Raw genomic sequence first — 19,877 nt, 5'->3', positions numbered from 1 at the left:
GGGCTTGACCCGAGGACCCATGCCAAGCCCTCCGCGTCACCGCAGCGTTGCCGAACAGCCGCCCTGCTAAACGGCGGATCACCGTGCTGCAATCACCACCCCCATGGACACCCCCCCTACCGCTTGAAGCGGCGGTCGGTGAAGTTGCGGCGGTCTTCGGCGATGCGTTGGGTGATGGCGAGGGCGGTGTCGTCGCCGGCGACGGCGGCGAGGCGTTCGACCTGGTTGATCGCCACCAGCCGCAGCAGATCCTCGCGCACGGTGCCGTTGGCGTCGCGGGGCAGGGTCGCGACCATTTGGACGAGGTCGGGACGGGGACGCGGCGCTTCGCGCAGGCGTTGCTCCAGCGCCGGGGCATCGGTGCCCGGTGCCGGTTCGGCGAAGAGATAGAGGCCGACGCCGCGCTGGCGCGGATAGGGATAGGGCACGAGGGCGAAGCCGGCGATGGCGGGATCGGCGGCGACCCGCGCCTTGATCGCCACCCCGTCGGTGTCCATCCGGTCGCGCGTGCCCTCGCCATCCGACCAGTTGAAGATGCCCCGCGTGACCATGTTGTAGACCGGCTTGAAGGTCGCCATCCAGACCCGCGCCGGCAGGCTCTTGGTCGCGAGCATGCGCTTTTCGGACGCCGTCAGCGCCTCGCGGCAGAAGCTGCGCTTGTGCTTGAGGAGATGGCGCAGATCCTCGCGGGCCAAGAGCCGGAACAGGCGCGTGCGGCGCGGAAAGAAGGTGGCGAGCTGCATGTCGATCAGCGCCGCCTTGCCGTCCGGGGTCATCAGCCAGTTCTGCGGCTTGGCGAGATCGTTGTGGGTGATGCCGGCCCGGTGCAGCGAACGCAGCAACCGCTTGGCGTCGCGGAAATAGGCGGTGTTGCCGATCGGCCGGGCGACGTGCAACGGCGTGCCCTCGATCCAGGACCGGTAGAGCGCCTCGGAATCGACGCCGAGAAGGGTCGGGGTCCCGGCGACGGGGCCCAGCGTCTGCAGCGCGCGGATCTCGCGCCCGGCGAGGTGCCAGGCGAAGCGGCGGACCCAGCGCGCGGCGCTCCCGACGCGGCGGCGCGTCACCGGGGTGTCGGGCGCATTGGCGAGGTGACCGGCGGCGATCTCGCCGAAGACGTCGCGTTTGAGTACCGTATCGACAACGAAGGGCGCGGCAAGAACGGGAAGCGGGGGACGATGCTGGGGCATGGATCTCGTGGACTGGGCAGGAATGTCGCCTAGCTTCCGCCAAGCAAGCGCAATCGCGCGGCGCCGGACGCGCGACCGATCTTTGCGGAATTATCGACCCTTGCGAGGCGAAATGGAAGTCGAAACCCACCTGTTCCCGGCGCGGGACGATATTCCCAACAGCTCCTTGCCACTGCTTCTATTGCGCGAGGCTGTCGGTGCGGAAGACGCGACCGCGTCCGCAATGACCGAACGCTTCCAGGATCATGGCTGGCAGGGCTGCTGGACCTACACGGTCTTCGACTACTGGCACTATCATGCCGACGGCCACGAGGTGCTCGGCTGCGTCCGCGGCGAAGCGGAGATCGGCTTGGGCGGTCCGGGCGGAATCACGGCGCGGATGCGGCCGGGCGACGTGGTGGTGATCCCGGCCGGCGTCGGCCATCGGCGCCTGTCGGCGACGCCCGACTTCGCCGTCGTCGGCGCCTATCCGCCCGGCCAGAGCGGCACCATCCTGCGCGCCGGCGACCGCGAGCTGACCGATGCGCAGAAACAGATCGCGGCGCTGGCGCTGCCGCCGCGCGATCCCGTCACCGGCGCGCAGCCCGGCTGTCTGGCGGCGTGGCATGGCTGAGGGCAGGCCACGGCCCTGGTGGAGAAGCTGCGAATCTTTCGCTCGCAGCCTTTCAATCGCCGGGCGAGGGTGGAATAGAAGGGCGACTTACAGCCTGTCCGATCCATTCCAACAGCGTTCCCGTGATCATGTCCGTCGATAGCCCGTCCGTCCCGTCCGCTGCGTCGCCCGCACCGGAGGCGGAGGCGCCGCCGGACCGGGAAGTGTCGCTGCCGGCCATGCTCCTGCTGGCGCTTGTGGTCGGCATCGTCGCCGGCGTCGGCGCGATCGTCTTCAAGTACCTGATCGCTTTCATCTACAATCTGGCCTTCTACGGCGAGCTCAGCCTGCATCTCGAGCCGAACGCCTATGGCGCGCCGAGCCCGTGGGGCATGGGCATCATCCTGGTGCCGGTGATCGGCGGCCTCGTCGTCGTCTGGCTGGTGCGCAGCTTCGCGCCCGAGGCCAAGGGCCACGGCGTGCCGGAGGTGATGTATGCGATCTACCACCAGAACGGGAACGTGCGCGGCGTCGTCGCGGTGGTGAAGTCGCTGGCCTCGGCGATCTCCATCGGCACCGGTGCCTCGGTCGGTCGCGAGGGGCCGATCATCCAGATCGGCTCATCCTTCGGCTCGACCTTCGGCCGGGCGCTGGGCCTCGTACGCCACCAGAAGATCACGCTGCTGTCGGCCGGGGCAGGCGCCGGCATCGCGGCAACCTTCAACACGCCGCTCGGCGGGGTGCTGTTCGCCTCCGAAGTGCTGCTGCCGGAGATTTCGGCCCGCACCTTCCTGCCGGTCGTCGTGGCGACGGCGACCTCGACCTATGTCTTCCGCCTGGCGATGGGCATCGAGTCGGCCTTCATCGTGCCGCTCGGCGGCCTTCCCGAGGGCGCTGCGGTCAACGGTGCCGAGCTTCTGCTCGCGGCGATCCTGGGCGCGGTGATGGGCGTCGCCGCCTGGGCCTTCGTCAAGCTGCTGGCCAAGTCCGAGGACGTCTTCGAGCAGTCGAACCTCAATCCCTATGTCCAGAACGTCATCGGCATGACCGCCGTCGGCGTGATGGGCTACCTGTTCCTCTCCTGGACCGGCCACTACCACATCTATTCGGTGGGCTACGCGACCATCCAGGACATCATCAGCGGCGCCGACATGACCGTCGCGGTGCTGATCATGCTGTTCGCCGGCAAGCTCGTGGCCACCTGTCTCAGCCTCGGGGCCGGGGCGTCGGGCGGCATCTTCTCGCCGAGCCTGTTCATGGGCGCGGCGCTGGGCGGCGCGGTCGGGTTGATCGGCAACGCGATCCTGCCGGGCGCCGGCCTGACCATGGAGACCTTCGCGATCATCGGCATGGGCGCCATGGTCGGCGGCGCCACCAGCGCGGCGATGACGGCCATCGTGATGATCTTCGAGATGACCCGCGACTACGAGATCATCCTGCCCCTGGTGCTGGCGGTGGCGATCGCCATCGGCGTGCGGCGCTCGCTAACCCTGGCCGACATCTACACGATCAAGCTGCGCAACCGCGGCCGGCCGATCCCCACCGACCGGACCACCAACATGTTCATGGTGCAGCCGGTCACCGAGGTGATGTCGAAGACCTTCGAGATCCTGCCCGGCGCCATGACCGTCTCTGAAGCCCTGAAGCGGATCGACGTCGACACCTCGCGGGTGATCCTGACCGATGGCAACCGGATCACCGGCTTCGTGCGCTTCGGCACGATTCCCTACCGGGCCGATCGCTTTGCCACCCAGACCCTCGACGACATCGGCTCGTCGGAGTTCATCCTCGCCTCGACGGTCCACAATCTGAACACCGTCATCACCCGGATGAACCGGCGCAATCGCTCCTACGCCATCGTTGTCAGCGAGACCCGCGGCGTGCCGCGGCCCGAGGACATCGCCGGCGTCATCAGCCGCGAGGAACTGGCCAACGCGGTGGTGCGCAACCACTACGGGTGATCGAGGCGGATCGGGAGGGCGCGCCGGCACGGTCCGGCGCGTCCTGATGCCGGTGGTTGCGGGGGCGGGCAAAGCCCTGCCGAGCAGGCTCTCGGCGTCCGTCGTTCTGCCCGGAATCCTGCGCCACGCGGCTTCGCGCCGAGGTCTTGGAACTAAGCACGAGCCCACTCGTATTGTCAGTGGTTTACCACCTGACAGATCGAGATGCTCTCCATGGATTTCCCGCACCCTCCAGTGACCGCGACGGTCGGCGGACAGCCGATCCACGCGATGCTGATCCCGTTTCCGTTCGTCTGTTTCACCCTGACCCTTCTGACCGACATCGCCTATTGGCAGACCGGTCATCTGATGTGGCACAATTTCTCGTCCTGGCTGCTGTTCGCCGGTCTGATCTTCGGTGGTTTCGCGCTGCTCGCGGGCCTCGTCGACTTCATCGCCCAGCCGCGCCTGCGGGCCCAGCCGCCCGCCTGGGCCTATGCGATCGGCACCGTCTTCGTGCTGGCGCTCGGCTTCCTCAACAGTCTCGTCCATGCCGGTGACGGCTGGACAGCGATCGTTCCCTACGGTCTCGCCCTGTCGGCCGTGAACGTGATCCTCATCTTCGTCACGGCCTGGCTCGGCCGTTCGATGGTCTTTCAGTACGGCGTCGGAGTGCGTAACCATGATTAATCGCAAGCCATCCATCCGGACCGCCATTCTGAGCGGCAGTGCCATGGTGCTGCTGGCGATTGCCGGCTGCAGCGACGAGGGCGGCGATTTCGACGTGTCGTCCCAGATCGGCCCCGATCCGGTCCTGCCGGAGCCGAGCACCGCACTGCTGCCCGATCTGAAGGTGGCCGAGGTCATCGGCTGGGAGGAGGGGCAGACCCCGACCGTTCCCGAAGGCCTGACGATCACCCCCTACGCCACCGATCTCGCCAATCCGCGCACGGTCCACACGCTGCCGAATGGCGACGTGCTGGTGGTGCAGTCGCGCGGCCCGTCGGGCAAGCCCGTGGAGCGGCCGAAGGACGTGATCCGCGGCTGGATCATGTCGCTGTCCCACGGCAGCACCGGCCCGCAGAAGGAGAGCAACCTCATCACCCTGCTGCGTGACACCGATCGCGACGGCACGGTGGACGAGCGCACGGACCTTCTGACCGGCCTGCATTCGCCCTTCGGTGTCGCCTGGGCCGACGACACGCTGTATGTCGCCGCCGCCGATGCGGTGCTGAGCTATCCCTACGAATTGGGCCAGACCGAGCTGACGGCCGAGCCGACGGTGCTGACGCCGCTGCCGGGCGGGCCGATCAACCATCACTGGACCAAGGATCTGGCGCTGAGCCCCGACGGCACGATGCTCTACGCGTCGGTCGGCTCGAACTCCAACGCCGCCGAGCGCGGCATGGAAGCCGAGAAGGGCCGCGCCGCGATCTGGCAGATCGACCGCGAAACCGGCGCCAGCAAGGTCTTCGCCTCCGGCCTGCGCAACCCTAACGGCCTGGCGTTCCAGCCGGATACGGGCGAGCTCTGGGCGGTCATCAACGAGCGCGACGAGCTCGGGCCCAACCTCGTGCCGGACTACATGACCTCGGTGAAGGAGGACGCCTTCTATGGCTGGCCCTACAGCTATTACGGCGACCATGTGGACGAGCGCGTCTATCCCCCGCGGCCGGACATGGTCGAGAAGGCGATCGCTCCCGATTATGCACTGTCCAGCCACGTCGCGGCGCTCGGCCTGACCTTCACCAACAACTCCGCCATGCCGGAAGCCTACGCCAATGGCGCCTTCATCGGCGAGCACGGAAGCTGGAATCGCAGCAACTTCAACGGCTACAAGGTGGTCTATGTCCCGTTCACCGATGGCAAGCCGGACGGCATGGCACAGGATGTGGTGACCGGCTTCCTCGACGGTGATCAGGCCCGGGGACGTCCGGTCGGTGTAGGGATCGACGGCACGGGCGCGCTGCTCGTGGCCGACGATTCCGGCAACACGGTCTGGCGCGTCGCGGCGGCCGACGGCACCGTCTCCGACCAGCCGGTCGGGACCGATCAGATCGCCGGCAGTGCCGCTGCACCTGCTGAGGGTGACGCTGCGGCTGCCCAGGACGCCGGTGCGGACGCAGAGACGCCTGCGGCTGCGGGCGAGGATGCTGCCACGCCGGCAGCGCCGACCGACGCCGGCACGGCCCCGGCAACGCCGGACGCCGAGGCCGCACCTGCCCCGGTCGACGATGCAGCCCCGGCTGCCACGGACGAGCCGGCAGGTGACGCACCCGCGGAGACCGAGGGCGATACGACGCCGCAGCCGGCACAGACCGAGATCGCGCCGGCCGTCCAGCCGAGCGGTTCGGTCGAGCAGGCGCCGGAACCGCAGCAGTAGCGTTCCGCACTTCGCAGCGCATTCGATCTCAAGATTACGGCGTCCGGTCTCACCGGGCGCCGCTTTCATGTGCATGGGGTTCGGAAAAGTGAGAGTCGGACGCGACGGTTACGCGGCGCTCCGAATCCGATGGACGAACTGCCGAGGCGGCCCTCGGCTGCGATCAGGCCGCTTGGCGAAGTTCGGCTGCGGTCTCGGACGGGGCGGAGATGACGACGCGGTTGCGGCCGTTGTCCTTGGCCCGGTAGAGGGCGCGATCCGCCGCGAGCAGCACGGCGTCCATCGTGTCGGCGGGGGCAAAGCCGGCAATGCCGAAGCTGGCGCTGATCCGGTGGCCGGCGGCCAGCGCCTCGTGCTCGGTGCGGTAGAAAGTCAGCCGCAGCGTTTCGGCCACCCGGGCCGCCTGCCGCGCGCTGCAATCCGGCAGGATCAGCGCGAATTCCTCGCCGCCGATGCGGCCGGCCCGGTAGCCGCTGCGCCCGATCAGCTCGCCGAAGGCCCGGATGATCGTGTCGCCGACGGCGTGGCCGTAGCTGTCGTTGACCTGCTTGAAATGGTCGATGTCGCACAGGATCACGGCGCCGCCACGCTTCAGCGTGCGGCTCAGCGACTGGTCGAAGCCGCGGCGATTGAGCAGCCCGGTCATGGCGTCACGCTCCGACCTGCGTCGGTAATCGGTGATGACGCCGCTGATGATGCGGGCGAGCAGCAGGAAGACGACCAGAGGCGTCACCAGGCCCGACAGCGTCAGGAGGGTGGTCTCGAGGCCGGAGGTCTTCACGGCGTGGTAGCTGGCCGTGTCGTCGAAGAGCATGGGAAACAGCGGCAGGCGAACGAGGAAGATGCCCGACACGAGGCAGAGCGCGACGGCCAGCGCCGTATCGAGCCAGCTCCGTTCATCAGCTTTGGCAAGGCGCCAGACGCTGTCGAGGATGGCCAGCGCGCAGGCGGTCTGCAGCGGCAGGGTCTGGTAGATGAAGGGCACGTCGAGTGCCAGCAGCACCAGGGATGCGGCGGCGAGGCCGGCGACCGTGCCGATCAGCGCGCCATGCCGCTGCGTGCTGCGCGTGGTCAGCCGGATCGACTGGCCGACGCACAGATAGGCGGCCGGCAAGAGCAGGGTGATGGCAACGAGTTCGGCGTTGGAGCTCTGCAACTGGCTGAGGACCAGGACTTCGACGCTGCCGATGAGCAGCGCGGCGGCCAGCCAGGCCAGCGCCGGCTCGGTCCGCATCCCGGCATAGATCGCCGCGCACAACACCGAAAGACCGCCGAAAACGACGATATTCACTGCGCTCAACGTTACCGTCACGTCCATCGTGGCGCAGCCCCTCCGCCTTGTCTCCGGCGGCAATCATAAGCATCACGGGTTAACGATCTGCCGGTTTGGGTCGGGTCTGGCGAGGTGTTGTTGGGGTCCTCAGGACGTTGCGCGGAAGGCTCCGCGTCAGCGGCGCGGCATTCCGATCGACCGGCCGAGCCGCTCCGGCCGGGCCAGTTCCGCGTGGGCGGCGGCAGCGGCCGAGACGCGGGCAAAGGTCTCGGCAGGGAAGGGCGCCACCTTCGGCGCGTCGCCGCGCTGGTCGATCGACAGGCTCAGGCTTTCCAGCGTCGCGGCGGCCCAGCCGTCGGAATGGTGCAGCTCCTGGAAGATGTGCAAGCGTTTCTCGTCGAGCCCGACGATCTGCGAGGTGACGTAGACCTCCGCCTGCGGCGGCACCTCGCGCAGGTAGCAGACATGGGCTTCCGCCGTGTAGGTGGTGTAACCGCGCTCGGCACGATAGGTCTCGCCGAGGCCGATCGAGTCGAACAGGCCGTCGATCCCCTTGTCGAAAAGGACATGGTAATAGGCAAGGTTCAGATGCCCGTTATAGTCGATCCATTCCGGGCGGACGGCCATCAATCCTGAACGATAGGGCAATGCGGTCGGCGACGTCATGGTGGCTCCTGGCAAGATGGCGCTGGGTCAGGCAAAGCGTGCGGGGCGCGGGAAGTCAAACCGGCTGACGGTGCCGCGGCACGCGGCGAAACGGAATGCGGCAAGGGCCGCAAAGGCGCTGCCGGGGGGCGGCGCAGGGACGGAGAGGGAGAACGACATGGCGCTGGCGGATATTCTGGCCGAGCGGCCGGCAAGGCGCGAAGGGATCGCCGGGGCGGTCGCGGTGCTGAAGCAGCGCTTCGGCGAGCGGCTGGTGACCGGCGAGGACGTGCGCCGGGCGCACGCCCATTCGACCACCTACATTCCGAACCAGATGCCGGATGCGGTCGCCTTCGCCGAGAGCGAGGAGGAAGTGCAGGAGATCGTGCGCATCTGCGCCGAATACCGCACGCCGATCGTCGCCTTCGGAACCGGTTCGTCGCTGGAAGGCCACGTCAACGCTCCCCAGGGCGGCATCTCGCTCGACCTGTCGCGGATGGACCAGGTGCTGGCGGTGCATCCCGAAGATCTCGACTGCGTTGTCCAGCCGGGCGTCACCCGCGAGGCGCTGAACGCGCATCTGCGCGACACCGGCCTGTTCTTCCCCATCGATCCCGGCGCCAATGCCAGCCTCGGCGGCATGGCGGCGACGCGCGCCTCCGGCACCAATGCGGTGCGCTACGGCACCATGCGCGACAACGTCATCGGCCTGACCGCGGTGATGGCCGACGGTAGCCTGATCCGCACCGCCCGCCGCGCCCGCAAGACCTCCGCCGGATACGATCTGACCCGGCTGCTGGTCGGCTCGGAGGGCACGCTCGGCATCATCACCCAGCTCAATCTGAAGCTCTACGGCATTCCCGAGACGATCCTGTCGGGCGTCTGCCCCTTCCCGGACGTGCGCAGCGCCTGCGACGCGGTGATCCAGACCATCCAGATCGGCATTCCCGTCGCCCGGATCGAGCTGCTCGACGCCCAGTCGATGCAGGCGGCAATCGCCTATTCGCAGCTCGATCTGCAGCCGCAGCCGTCGCTCTTCGTCGAGTTTCACGGCTCGCAGGGCTCTGTCGCCGAACAGGCCGAGATGTTCGAGGCCATCGCCAGCGAGCATGGCGGCGGGCCGCTGAAGAGTGCGGCGCGCACCGAGGACCGGGCGCAGCTGTGGAAGGCGCGCCACCAGTTCTACTGGGCGGCGCTGGCGCTGCGGCCCGGCGCCAAGGGCATCGCCACCGATGTCTGCGTGCCGGTGTCGCGGCTCGCCGACTGCATCGCTGAAACCCAGGCCGACATCGACGCGGCCGGCCTCGTCGCGCCTATCGTCGGCCATGTCGGCGACGGCAATTTCCACGTCACGCTGCTGCTCGACATGGAATCGCAGGCCGAGATCGATGCCGCCGAGGCCTTCATGGCGCGACTCGCCGAGCGGGCAGTCGCCATGGACGGCACCTGCACGGGCGAGCATGGCATCGGCCAGGGCAAGCGGTCCTATCTGCGCAAGGAACTGGGCGGCGCGGTCGACGTGATGAAGACCATCAAGAGCGCGCTCGACCCGCTCGATATCTTGAACCCCGGAAAGATCCTCCCGTAATCTCAGACGGATAGCCCCGGGGCGGGCGAGGGCGCGCTGCCCCGCGCGCATCGGTTCGAGGACCGGTCGCCGGGCGCCGCGCCGGTTTCGCGCCGCCCCCGCGTCCTCTAGGATCAGCGTCGGACAAGCGGCGGCGGCCATTGTCGGGCCTGTCGACCGGGCATCTTCGGGAACAGCAGGAAAAGGAGCCCGTACTGGTCAGAGCCTTCGTCTTCCTCGGCGGACTTCTCGTTCTCGCGCTGCTCGGCGCGTTGTTCGCCCCGTATTTCATCGACTGGACCGCCTATCGCACGGATTTCGAGCGTCAGGCCTCGCAGATTCTCGGCCGCAAGGTGGTGGTTGAGGGCGAGGCCGAGGCGCGGCTGTTGCCGTTCCCGTCGGTGACCTTCGGCGACGTGACGGTGCTCGGCGACGACGGCGAAGCGCTCCTGACCATCGCGCGCTTCCGCATGGACGCCGAACTGGCGCCGTATCTGTCCGGCGAGATCCGCATCTACTCGATGACCGTCGACACGCCGGACATCCGGGTGCCGGTGCTGGCGGACGGCACGATCGACTGGGTCGTCGAGCGGCCGGCGATCCCGCGCGGCGCGACGGTGGTGCTGGAGAATGTCGCGGTCGAGAACGGCACGGTGACGGTCGAGAACGGTCTGACCGGTCGCACCCACCGGCTGGAAGACCTCAACGCCACCCTCTCGGCAGGCTCGCTGGCCGGGCCGGTGGACGGGCGCGGCAGCATCGTGGTCGGCGGCGAGGTCATCGCCTTTTCGGTCGGCATCGGCACGCTGCAGGAGGGCGGTGACCTGCCGGTGCGCATCGAGACGGCGAACGAGACGCTGGCGACCTCGCTGACGCTGGATGGCAGCGCCAGCCTCAAGGACGGCCGTCCGGGCTTCGCCGGGTCCATTGCGGTGACCCGTCCGCTGCCGCCGGCCTCGGCCACGGCGGAAGAGCTGGCGGCGCGCGATCCCTTTGCGCCGGCAGCGCCCGAAGCGGCCGGCGAAGCCGCGTCCGAGCATCCCGCCGTGATGCCGGTGAAGGCGGTCGGTGCGATCGTCCTGTCGCCGACGGCGGCGGAGGTCAGCGACATCCGCGTTCAGGCCGGCGAGGCGACCCGCCCCTATCTGCTGACCGGTGAAGGCCGGTTCGATTTTGCCGGCATCCCGAAATTCCTGCTGAATCTCGAAGGCGAGCAGATCGACGTGGACCGGATCGCCGCCGAGGAGAATGGCGACGCTGATCAGGTTCTCGGGCTTGCCGAACGGGTCGAGGCGATGCGGGCGGTCCTTGCCGAAATCCCGCGGCCGACGATCCCCGGTACGGTGGAAATCTCGCTGCCGGTCATCATGGCCGGCGACACGATGATCCGCGATGCGACACTGGCGGCGAGCCCGACCGAGACCGGCTGGTCGCTGTCGCGGCTCATCGCGCAGCTTCCCGGCCGGACCCGGCTGGAAGCCACCGGCCTCGTCGATCTGGACGAGAGCTTCGGCTTCACCGGTGATCTGCTGCTGGCCTCCAACCAGCCCTCGGGCTTTGCCGACTGGCTGACCGGCGAGATCGATCCGGCCATCCGCCGGCTGGGCCGGGCCGGACTGTCCGCCAAGGCCGAGCTGAGCGCCGAGCGGCAGGCCTTCACCGAGATGGAGATCGATGTCGGCGGCGACCGGATCACCGGCTCGCTGGAACGCGCGCGCGCGGACGACCACACACGGATCACCGCCGACCTCGACGGCAAGGCGGTGGATCTCGACGCCTTCATGGCATTGTCGCAGCTCTTCACCGGCAATGCCGATTCGCTGGCCAATGCCGACCGCTTCGACGTGGCGCTGACCGCCGGTCCGGTGAATCTGCGCGACGCATCGGCCGACCGGATCGATGCCGATGTGAGCTTCGACGGCGATACGCTGGCCATTGCCACTTTCGCGGTCGAGGGGCTGTCGGGCGCGACGATCAACGCCTCGGGCGAATTGTCGGACCTTGCCGGCGAGGCGCAGGGCCGTCTGGCGGTGTCGCTGCAGTCGGATGCGCCGAAGCGCTTCTTCGATTTTCTCCTGAAACGCTTCCCCGACGTGCCGCTGCTGAGAACGCTGGACAGCCAGGCCGCGCATCTGGCGCCGCTGACCCTGTCGGGCGAGGTCGAGACGCTGGAGGGCGAGGCCGGCAAGAAGCCGACGCTGTTCGTGCGGCTCGACGGCACCGCCGCCGGCAGCAAGATCGACCTGTCCTCGTCCATCGAGAATGGCCTCTATGCGCGCACGGAGAGTGGCCGGTTCGGCCTCGATCTGCGGCTCGAGAACGACGCCCCGACGGTGCTGCTGTCGCAGCTCGGCATTCCGGCCATCGACATCGGCGCGCCGGCGCCGCTGGAGGCGGAACTGTCGCTGTCGGCGGCCGAAACCGGCCCGGTCGTGACCACCGCGACGCTGCGCGCGCCGGGCAGCGAGGTCAGCCTCGACGGCCTGCTGGAGGTCACGCCGGAGGGCATTTCCGGGGCGGAGATCTCGGCCTATCTGCGCAGCGAGGACGCGGCCCCGTGGCTGTTGACCGGCGCGATCGATCTCGGCCAGTCGCTGGACGCGGTGCCGCTGCAGCTCAACGGCGCCCTCGTCTATGATGGCGGCCACTGGAGCCTGAACGATGTCTCCGGTGAGGTCGCCGGCACCCGCATTGCGGCCAGTCTCGACAAGGCCGTCGACGAGGCGGTGACGGGGAATGTCGATCTCGACCGCCTGTCATTGCCATGGATCGCGCATCTCGTCTTCGGCCGGCCGGTGACCGAGGGGCTCGGCGGCGACGAATGGCCGACCGAGGCCTTCCGCGACAGCCTGATGCCCTCGCTGCCGTTCTTCCTGCGGATGACGGCCGACAATGTCGTTGCCGGCGACCACAATTTCACGGATTTCTCGGCGACGATGTCGGGCGGGGTCGGGGAGGCGACGTTCTCGGATGCGAGCCTGACCCTGCCGGGTGGCACGCTGGCGGGAACCTTCGCCCTGCGCAATGCCGACGGGCTCGGCCGCGTCACCCTCGATGTCGCCACCGAAGGCTTCGCGCTCGACAGCGTCTGGCCGGCGCTTGCGGCTTTCGAGGCCGATCCGCGGATGGATGCCACGATCCGGCTGGAGGGCACCGGCCAGTCCTATGCCGCCCTAGTGTCCGGCCTTACCGGCGCCGGCCGCGTGGAGGCCCGCGACCTGGTCCTGCCAGGCGTTCCCCAAACCTTCCTGTCGCCACTGCTCGCCGTCGCCGATCAGGAAGGGTTCAGCCCCGACACCGATACGCAGGCGGCCCTTGCGATGGTCAGCGGCGGGGCCGGTTTCGCCATCGCCGAAGCGGCGTCGGATTTCGCCGTGACCGCCGGCCGGCTGCGGTTCTCGCCGGTGACGGCGCGCGATGATGGCGCGACGCTGACCATGAATGGCCGCGTCGATCTTGGCGAGGCGACCGTGGACGGGGAATTGCGGCTGGAGGCAGCGCCCGGCGACGACTGGGTGGAGGGGGCGGACCCGAGCGTCAGCTACGATGTGGCCGGTTCGCTCGCCGCGCCGCGCCTGACCGCCAATGTCACGCCGCTCGCCAATTATCTCTCGGTGCGGGCGCTGGAACGCGAGCAGGCGCGGGTCGAGGCGATGCAGGAAAATCTGCAGGAGACGCTGCGGCTGCGGCGCGAGACGCGGTTCTATCGCTGGCGGGAGGCCGAGGCGGCCCGCATCGCGGCCGAGCGCCGCGCTGCCGAGGAAGAGGCCGAAAGGGCCCGCCGGGACGCCGAGGCCGCGGCAAAGGCCGCCGCAGAGGCGGAAGCCGCGCAGGCAGCGGCGGCGGAAGCGGAAGCTGCCGAGGAGCGTCGGCGCGAGGCGGCCGCGGCCGAAGAACAGCGCCGACAGGATGCGCAACGACAGCAGCAGGCGGCTGAGGAACAGCGCGGGCGCGCTGCCGCGCAGGCCCGCCAGCAGCGAGCGGCACCGCAGGCCGCACCCGAGGCGCCGGCGGAACCGGACTCCACACTGCCGCCCGGCGTCAATTTCAGCCGCCCGATCCCGGAAGCGCCGCCGGGAGACAGCAGCCGGTTCCCGTCGCTGCCCGGCGTTGCCAATCCCTTGGAGTTCTAGGTTTCATCGCAGCCAGAGCGGCCCCCGCGACGGGCGTCGGGCGCGCGGAAGCACGAGAAGCCGGAGGTGGCGTCGATCGACGCGTGGCTCAGTTGCTTGCGCGATGGGCGAGGGCGTCGTCCAGCACGAAGAGACGGATGGCCGATGACAGATTGGTGGCCGGATCGCGGGCGGCATCGATCTCGGCGATCATCGCGGCGATCGGCAGGTCGCGGCGGCCGGCAATGCGCCGCAACTCGTCCCAGAAGCGATCCTCGACGCTGATCGAGGTGGCGTGGCCGCTGATGGCGACCGAGCGTTTGACGATCATGCGGGATCGCCGGAGGGCTCGTCCGCGCCGGCGTCCGGGCCATCCCGGCGCTCGCGCTTCAGCCCATCCAGCTTGCGGGCCGCGTCGGTCCGTTCCGCCTCGGCCGCCTGCCTGACGGCCTTCGACGTGCCGTGGCGCACACGATTGTCGTCGGCCACCCGCGCATCCGCCGCGCGCGCCTTGCGCTTGCGGGCGGTGCGGAGATTGACGATGTCGGCCATGGGCGGGTTCCGGCGGCGCCGGCAGGTCTCAGGGTTTCTTGCGGAACGCGTCGAGGGACACGACTTCGGCGTCCTTCTTTTCCTCGGGCTCGGATGCGTCGTCCGAGGCCGGGGCGGCCGCGACCTTTTCCTTGGCCTGCAGCTTCGTCGGCGTCAGGATCTGCGCCGGCGGGGAGGCCGTCCCGATCTCGTCCGCGTCGCCGTCATCGGCGCCCTCGGACTGCTCGTTGGCCGCATCCATGCCGCGTACGTCGAATTCCAGCTCGAAATTCACCGCCGGATCGTAGAAGCCGCGGATCGCCGCGAAGGGGATCAGCAGGCGCTCGGGAATGTCGGAGAAGGACAGGCCGACCTCGAATGAGGTGTCGGTGACCTGCAGGTCCCAGTACTGGTGCTGGATGACGATGGTCATCAGCTCCGGATATTTCTCGCGCAGCCGCGAGGAAATCCGCACGCCGGGGGCCGTCGTCAGGAATGTGATGAAGAAATGGTGGTCGCCGGGAAGGCCGGTCTTCACGACCTCGCCTATCACCTTGCGAATGACGCCACGCAAGGCGTCCTGTGCGAGAACATCGTAACGGATATGATCCTGGCCCATTGCGGTGTCCCGATCCTGCATGCCTGGTGATGGTGGCGGGCGCCGCCCGGACCATCTCGTAAAAGTGGAGGCTTCTGTTGCCAGGTGCCTCCGGACCCCGCCTAGAAGTGCGAACCTCCAGGGCTTGAATTGAAGCGATCGCGCAGCTTACGCTGCGAGACGTGCTTCCGCATAGTTGTCGTTTGCAACTACAAATAGGCCCGATAACGGCGGAACCATGCCGAGCAAAAGTCCGATCTTTACACCCTCGTCGATCCTATTTCGCCCCCGCCTGAACCCATCGCCGCGGGATCGCCGCGAGGGGATGGGTTCAGGTGGAGGCGCCGGGTACCGCCCCCGGGTCCGAAAGGTTTATTTCATCGGCCGTTTATCGCCATAGCCGGCACGAAGCCGGCACGCGCAATATAGGCAGGGGATTCCGCCATGAAAAGCCCATGACGCTTCCGAAACCGCAGGGAATCGGACAAAGTCTGCGGGCAGGCATTCCGCCATGCCATCGAGGAGCCCCGCATGGACTATCTCGCCAAGGTCAAGGAATATCAGCCGGACGCCGATGAGGAGCGCGTGAAGCGCCTCGAGCAGCGCCTCCGGCTGGTGCTCAGCAAGCGCGACACGGCGGCCGTATCGGCTGGCGACCCCAAGGAAGTTGAGCGCGCGGCGGCCTGGGTGCAGAAGGCCTGTTCGGTCTCGGCCGAAGCTGCACGGGAGGCCATCGACGGCGTCCTCGAGCAGATGAAGGGTGACCGCATGAAGAGCCGCCTGGTGGTCTATTACCTCGCCGCCGACCGGCTCGGAAAGCTCGCCGACCTCTAGTCCAGCCGGCGCGGGCACTCCGCACGGCTCATCCAACAAACGAACGACCGGCTGGCTGCGGCCCCGGAAGGGTATGTGACATGCGCCAGTATCTGGATCTTCTGACGAGAGTCATGGAGACCGGTTCCGATCGGCCCGACCGCACGGGGACCGGCACCCGCTCGGTCTTCGGCCACCAGATGCGGTTCGACCTCGCCGACGGCTTCCCGATGCTGACGACGAAGAAGCTGCACTGGAAGTCGGTCGTCCACGAACTGCTGTGGTTCCTGAAGGGCGACACCAACATCGCCTATCTGAAGGCCAATGGCGTGCGGATCTGGGACGAGTGGGCCGACGAGAACGGCGATCTCGGTCCGGTCTACGGCGCGCAGTGGCGCTCCTGGCCCGATTATGACGGCGGCCATATCGACCAGATCGCGAAGGTGGTGGAGGCGATCCGCCGCACGCCGCAATCGCGCCGGCTGGTGGTGTCGGCCTGGAACCCGGCGCTGGTCGACGAGATGGCGCTGCCGCCCTGCCACTGCCTGTTCCAGTTCTACGTCGCCGACGGACGCCTGTCCTGCCAGCTCTACCAGCGCTCGGCCGACATCTTCCTCGGCGTGCCGTTCAACATCGCCTCCTATGCGCTATTGACGGCGATGGTGGCGCAGGCGACGGGCCTGAAGCCGGGCGACTTCGTCCATACGCTCGGCGACGCGCATCTCTACAGCAATCACGTTGAACAGGCGCAGTTGCAGCTCACGCGCACGCCGCTGCCGCTGCCGACGCTGACGCTCAATCCGGCGATCGACGATCTCTTCGCCTTCGGCTTCGACGACATCGCGCTGGAGGGTTACGAGGCCCACCCGCATATCAAGGCCAAGGTGGCGGTCTGATGCGCGGCGAGGGCGCGGCACGGCGCGAAGGGGCGAGGGCGACGGCATGGCGGTGAAGGATCCGGCGCTCGTCGCGGTGGTCGCCATGGCCGAGAACGGCGTCATCGGCGATGCCGGCGCGATGCCGTGGCGCATGCCGAGCGACCTCAAGCGCTATCGCCGCCTGACCATGGGCAAGCCGATGATCATGGGGCGCAAGACGCTCGATTCGATCGGCCGGGTGCTCGACGGGCGCGACAGCATCGTCCTCAGCCGGGCGGAGCAAGTGCCTTACGAGGGCGCAATCCTGGCCGGCACGCCGGACGCGGCGCTGGACCGCGCCCGTGCCGCGGCCGCCGCCCGCGGGGCGGACGAGATCGTCGTCGCCGGGGGCGCCGAGATCTACCGTCTGTTTCTCGACCGGCTCGACCGGCTGTACGTGACCCGGATCGCGGTGGATGTGAGCGGCGACACGGTGTTTCCGCCGATCGATCCGGTGATCTGGGCGGTCGAATCGGACGAGCCCTGCGAGCGGGGGCCGAAGGACAGCGCCGACAGCCGCTTCATCGTCTATGTCCGGCGCGACCGATAGCGGCCGGAGCCACCTTGGGCGGGACAGAACTGCCGCATTGTTCACCATTTGCGAACACCCCTGGGCAAATTGGTCACACTCGCGTTGAAAGCCGATTTGGCAGTTCTTATAAGGGTCGTACGGATCTGCGCGTGAAAAGCGGGAGGCTCGACGCCCGCAGAAATCCCTGAAATTTGGAAGGACAGCGATGCCCTGGAGCAATCAGACTGGCAATGGCGGCTGGAAAGGCGGCGGCAGCGGCGGCGGCAACGGCGGCCCCTGGGGCCAGCGTCCGCAGTCTCCGCGCCCCGGTGGGAACGGCGGTTCGCCGGATCTGGAAGACATCCTGCGGCGCGGCCAGGACCGGCTGCGGCGCGCCATCCCCGGTGGTGGTGGCGGTGGCAGCGGTCCGGGCTCTCCGGCCGGGATCGCCGGTTGGGGCATCCTGTTCGTCGCGGGCCTCGCGGTGCTGTGGCTGTTCAAGGCGGTCTATACCGTCCAGCCGGACGAGATCGGCGTCGAGCTCTTGTTCGGCAAGCCGCGCCAGGAACTGTCCGACCCGGGTCTGCACGTCGCCTTCTGGCCGTTCGAGACCGTCGAGACCGTGCCGGTCGTCGAGAACCAGATCACCCTCGGCAGCAGCCAGAGCGGTGACAATTCCGGCCTGATGCTGTCCGGCGACCAGAACATCGTCGATGTCCAGTTCGCCGTCCTCTACCAGGTCGACGATCCGCAGAACTATCTGTTCCAGGTCGACGATCCGATCGCGATGCTGCAGCAGGTGTCCGAAAGCGCCATGCGCGAAGTCGTCGGCCGCCGCCCGGTGCAGGACGTCTTCCGCGACGACCGCGCCGGCATCGCCGAGGAGGTCCGCCAGATCACCCAGGACACGATGAACGAGTATCAGGCCGGCCTGCGGGTCAACGGCATCTCGATCGAGGACGCGGCCCCGCCGAGCCAGGTCGCCGACGCCTTCGACGAGGTGCAGCGCGCGGAGCAGGACGAGGATCGCTTCATCGAGGAGGCGAACCGCTATCGCAACCAGCAACTCGGCCAGGCCCGAGGCGAGGCGGCGCAGATCCGCGAGGATGCCGCCGGTTACAAGAACCGCGTCGTCCAGGAAGCCGAGGGTGAGGCGCAGCGCTTCAGCTCGATCCTCGCCGAGTTCGAGAAGGCGCCGGAGATCACCCGCAAGCGTCTCTTCCTCGAGACCATGGAGGGCGTCCTGAAGGGATCGACCAAGATGATCATCGAGCCGGGTGCCGCAGGCGGGCAGGGGGTCGTTCCCTATCTGCCGCTCAACGAGCTGCAGCGTCCCGGAACGGCCGGCGCCCAGCCGCAGGCCCAGCGCAACACGACCACCGGTAACGCGACGGTCCAGCAGGGAGCGAACTGATGAGCAACCGCTTCTACGCGATCGCCATTGCGGTCGCCGTCGTCGCCCTCGTGGTGTGGAACTCGATCTTCATCGTCAACGAGAAGGAGCAGGCGATCGTCCTGCGCTTCGGCGAGATCCAGCGCGTCGTCGACGAGCCGGGCCTCTACTTCAAGTGGCCGGCGTCCTTCGTCGGCGCCGACCAGGTCCGCAAGCTGCCGGACCGGCTGCTGCGCTTCGATCTGGACGACATCCGCGTCCAGGTCTCGGGCGGCAAGTTCTACGAGGTCGATGCCTTCCTCGTGTACAACATCTCGGACGCGGCCCGCTTCCTGCAGGCGGTCTCGGGTTCGATCCCGGCTGCCGAGCAGCGGCTGCGCACCCGTCTCGATGCGGCGCTTCGCCGGGTCTACGGTCTGCGCGGCTTCGAGGCGGCGCTGTCGGCCGAACGCGCCGACATGATGCGGCAGGTGCGTGACCAATTGCGCCCGGATGCGGCCTCGCTCGGCATCGAGCTGACCGACGTGCGGATCCGGCGCACGGACCTGACGCAGGAGGTCTCGCAGCAGACCTACGAGCGCATGCAGGCCGAGCGCCTGGCCGAGGCCGAGCGCCTGCGGGCCCGCGGTCAGGTCGCTGCCCGCGAGATCCGCGCCGCCGCCGATCGCGGCGTGGTGGAGACGGTGGCCGAGGCGCGTCGCGAGTCGGAGATCCTGCGAGGCGAGGGCGAGGCCGCACGAAGTGGTATCTTCGCCGAGGCCTATGGCGGCAATCCGGAGTTCTTCGACTTCTACCGGTCGATGCAGGCCTACCGGGAGTCGCTGGAAAACTCGGGCACGACGATGGTCCTGTCGCCGGAGTCGGAGTTCTTCCGCTACTTCAGCGGCGATGGCGGAGCCGGGCTTGCCGGCGTCGCAGCCACCGGCACGACGCCGGGCACGCCGACCTCCGATGCCGCGCCGGCATCGGACGCCGACAATGCTGCCGCCGCCGACACCGCGGCGGCACCGGCAGACCCCGCGCCGGCGGATGAGCCGGCCGCGGACACTGCCGGGACCGCCACCGATCCGGCCACTTCGGCGGGCGCCCTGACCGGCGACGCCGAGCAGACCGGTTCCATCGCCCAGTGAGCGATTTCGTCGCCGCCCTCGGTCTCGTTCTGGTGATCGAGGGCGTCGTCTACTGCCTGTTTCCCGACGGGGTCCGGCGCATGGCCCGTACGGCGGCCATGCTGCCGGACCGCTCGTTGCGGATCGGCGGCCTGGCCGCCGCCATTGCCGGTGTCGGCATCGTCTGGCTGGTGCGCCACTAGGCCCGGCCCGCAGGACGGGTGTCCCGCCTGCGCCCACGAGAGCCGCCGGCCCCGCGGCAGCGCCGCGATTGGCGGCCTCCTCCCGGCTCCCTCCTCATCA

Annotated in this window: 18 protein-coding genes and 1 other RNA gene; 12 read left to right on the top strand and 7 right to left on the bottom strand. The window is 68.5% G+C overall.

The window, feature by feature from the left end; translation table 11 throughout:
• Positions 1 to 116: 116 nt before the first annotated feature.
• Entirely contained in the window at positions 117 to 1,190 is a 1,074-nt protein-coding gene (locus N7I30_RS18660) for a serine/threonine protein kinase (protein ID WP_498640838.1), read from the bottom strand.
• Between N7I30_RS18660 and N7I30_RS18655 the strand changes: the two genes are divergently transcribed.
• From N7I30_RS18655 to N7I30_RS18640, 4 genes are all read left to right on the top strand, one after another.
• Positions 1,189 to 1,803 carry a cupin domain-containing protein gene (locus N7I30_RS18655; RefSeq protein WP_498640837.1) on the top strand — a complete coding sequence of 205 codons (615 nt, stop codon included), beginning with the start codon at positions 1,189 to 1,191 and terminating at the stop codon, positions 1,801 to 1,803. The genes N7I30_RS18660 and N7I30_RS18655 overlap by 2 nt on opposite strands.
• 128 nt (positions 1,804 to 1,931) lie before the next feature.
• Positions 1,932 to 3,743, top strand: coding sequence for a chloride channel protein (locus N7I30_RS18650; RefSeq protein WP_498640836.1), 1,812 nt, complete (start codon positions 1,932 to 1,934; stop codon positions 3,741 to 3,743).
• 204 nt (positions 3,744 to 3,947) lie between these two features.
• Positions 3,948 to 4,412 carry a DUF2231 domain-containing protein gene (locus tag N7I30_RS18645; RefSeq protein WP_009209083.1) on the top strand — a complete coding sequence of 155 codons (465 nt, stop codon included), beginning with the start codon at positions 3,948 to 3,950 and terminating at the stop codon, positions 4,410 to 4,412.
• Positions 4,405 to 6,105 carry a PQQ-dependent sugar dehydrogenase gene (locus N7I30_RS18640; protein WP_498640835.1) on the top strand — a complete coding sequence of 567 codons (1,701 nt, stop codon included), beginning with the start codon at positions 4,405 to 4,407 and terminating at the stop codon, positions 6,103 to 6,105. The genes N7I30_RS18645 and N7I30_RS18640 overlap by 8 nt, the downstream gene beginning before the upstream one ends.
• A 163-nt stretch (positions 6,106 to 6,268) precedes the next feature.
• On the opposite strand, the gene N7I30_RS18635 is transcribed toward N7I30_RS18640, so the two are convergent.
• Both N7I30_RS18635 and N7I30_RS18630 read right to left on the bottom strand, forming a co-directional pair.
• On the bottom strand, positions 6,269 to 7,396 hold the full coding sequence (locus N7I30_RS18635) for a GGDEF domain-containing protein (protein ID WP_498640841.1): 1,128 nt from the start codon (positions 7,394 to 7,396) through the stop codon (positions 6,269 to 6,271).
• A gap of 156 nt (positions 7,397 to 7,552) precedes the next feature.
• Positions 7,553 to 8,044, bottom strand: coding sequence for a thioesterase family protein (locus N7I30_RS18630; protein WP_498640834.1), 492 nt, complete (start codon positions 8,042 to 8,044; stop codon positions 7,553 to 7,555).
• A gap of 157 nt (positions 8,045 to 8,201) precedes the next feature.
• On the opposite strand from N7I30_RS18630, the gene N7I30_RS18625 reads away from it, so the two are divergent.
• Both N7I30_RS18625 and N7I30_RS18620 read left to right on the top strand, forming a co-directional pair.
• Positions 8,202 to 9,611, top strand: coding sequence for an FAD-binding oxidoreductase (locus tag N7I30_RS18625; RefSeq protein WP_498640833.1), 1,410 nt, complete (start codon positions 8,202 to 8,204; stop codon positions 9,609 to 9,611).
• A gap of 140 nt (positions 9,612 to 9,751) precedes the next feature.
• Positions 9,752 to 13,723, top strand: coding sequence for an AsmA family protein (locus N7I30_RS18620; RefSeq protein WP_498640831.1), 3,972 nt, complete (start codon positions 9,752 to 9,754; stop codon positions 13,721 to 13,723).
• Positions 13,724 to 13,811: 88 nt separating this feature from the next.
• On the opposite strand, the gene N7I30_RS18615 is transcribed toward N7I30_RS18620, so the two are convergent.
• The 4 genes from N7I30_RS18615 to ssrA form a co-directional block, all read right to left on the bottom strand.
• A complete protein-coding gene (locus tag N7I30_RS18615; protein ID WP_498640829.1) occupies positions 13,812 to 14,033 on the bottom strand; it encodes a ribbon-helix-helix domain-containing protein in 222 nt (73 codons plus the stop codon).
• The gene (locus tag N7I30_RS18610; protein ID WP_498640827.1) at positions 14,030 to 14,254 is read right to left on the bottom strand and encodes a DUF4169 family protein; all 225 of its coding nucleotides are present in this window, start codon (positions 14,252 to 14,254) and stop codon (positions 14,030 to 14,032) included. Before N7I30_RS18610 ends, N7I30_RS18615 begins: the two co-directional genes overlap by 4 nt.
• Before the next feature lie 28 nt (positions 14,255 to 14,282).
• Entirely contained in the window at positions 14,283 to 14,852 is a 570-nt protein-coding gene (locus tag N7I30_RS18605) for an SspB family protein (RefSeq protein WP_188077380.1), read from the bottom strand.
• A gap of 63 nt (positions 14,853 to 14,915) precedes the next feature.
• Positions 14,916 to 15,286, bottom strand: a transfer-messenger RNA (tmRNA) gene (ssrA, locus tag N7I30_RS18600).
• Between the two features lie 76 nt (positions 15,287 to 15,362).
• Between ssrA and N7I30_RS18595 the strand changes: the two genes are divergently transcribed.
• The 6 genes from N7I30_RS18595 to N7I30_RS18570 all read left to right on the top strand — a co-directional run bounded on the left by N7I30_RS18595 (position 15,363) and on the right by N7I30_RS18570 (position 19,777).
• Complete coding sequence (locus tag N7I30_RS18595) at positions 15,363 to 15,665, top strand: DUF2853 family protein (RefSeq protein WP_024348536.1); 303 nt, start codon at positions 15,363 to 15,365, stop codon at positions 15,663 to 15,665.
• An 80-nt stretch (positions 15,666 to 15,745) separates the two neighbouring features.
• On the top strand, positions 15,746 to 16,540 hold the full coding sequence (locus N7I30_RS18590) for a thymidylate synthase (RefSeq protein ID WP_187391460.1): 795 nt from the start codon (positions 15,746 to 15,748) through the stop codon (positions 16,538 to 16,540).
• A gap of 46 nt (positions 16,541 to 16,586) precedes the next feature.
• Entirely contained in the window at positions 16,587 to 17,111 is a 525-nt protein-coding gene (locus tag N7I30_RS18585) for a dihydrofolate reductase (RefSeq protein ID WP_498640824.1), read from the top strand.
• 187 nt (positions 17,112 to 17,298) lie between these two features.
• Entirely contained in the window at positions 17,299 to 18,486 is a 1,188-nt protein-coding gene (hflK, locus tag N7I30_RS18580; RefSeq protein WP_024348533.1) for an FtsH protease activity modulator HflK, read from the top strand.
• Positions 18,486 to 19,595, top strand: a complete 1,110-nt coding sequence (hflC, locus tag N7I30_RS18575) for a protease modulator HflC (RefSeq protein ID WP_498640821.1) — start codon at positions 18,486 to 18,488, stop codon at positions 19,593 to 19,595. Before hflK ends, hflC begins: the two co-directional genes overlap by 1 nt.
• The gene (locus N7I30_RS18570; protein WP_024348531.1) at positions 19,592 to 19,777 is read left to right on the top strand and encodes a DUF2065 domain-containing protein; all 186 of its coding nucleotides are present in this window, start codon (positions 19,592 to 19,594) and stop codon (positions 19,775 to 19,777) included. The genes hflC and N7I30_RS18570 overlap by 4 nt, the downstream gene beginning before the upstream one ends.
• Positions 19,778 to 19,877 lie beyond the last annotated feature (100 nt).

This window comes from Aurantimonas litoralis (assembly GCF_026153195.1).
Classification (GTDB): domain Bacteria; phylum Pseudomonadota; class Alphaproteobacteria; order Rhizobiales; family Rhizobiaceae; genus Aurantimonas; species Aurantimonas coralicida.
This window is presented reverse-complemented; position numbering and strand designations above follow the sequence as displayed.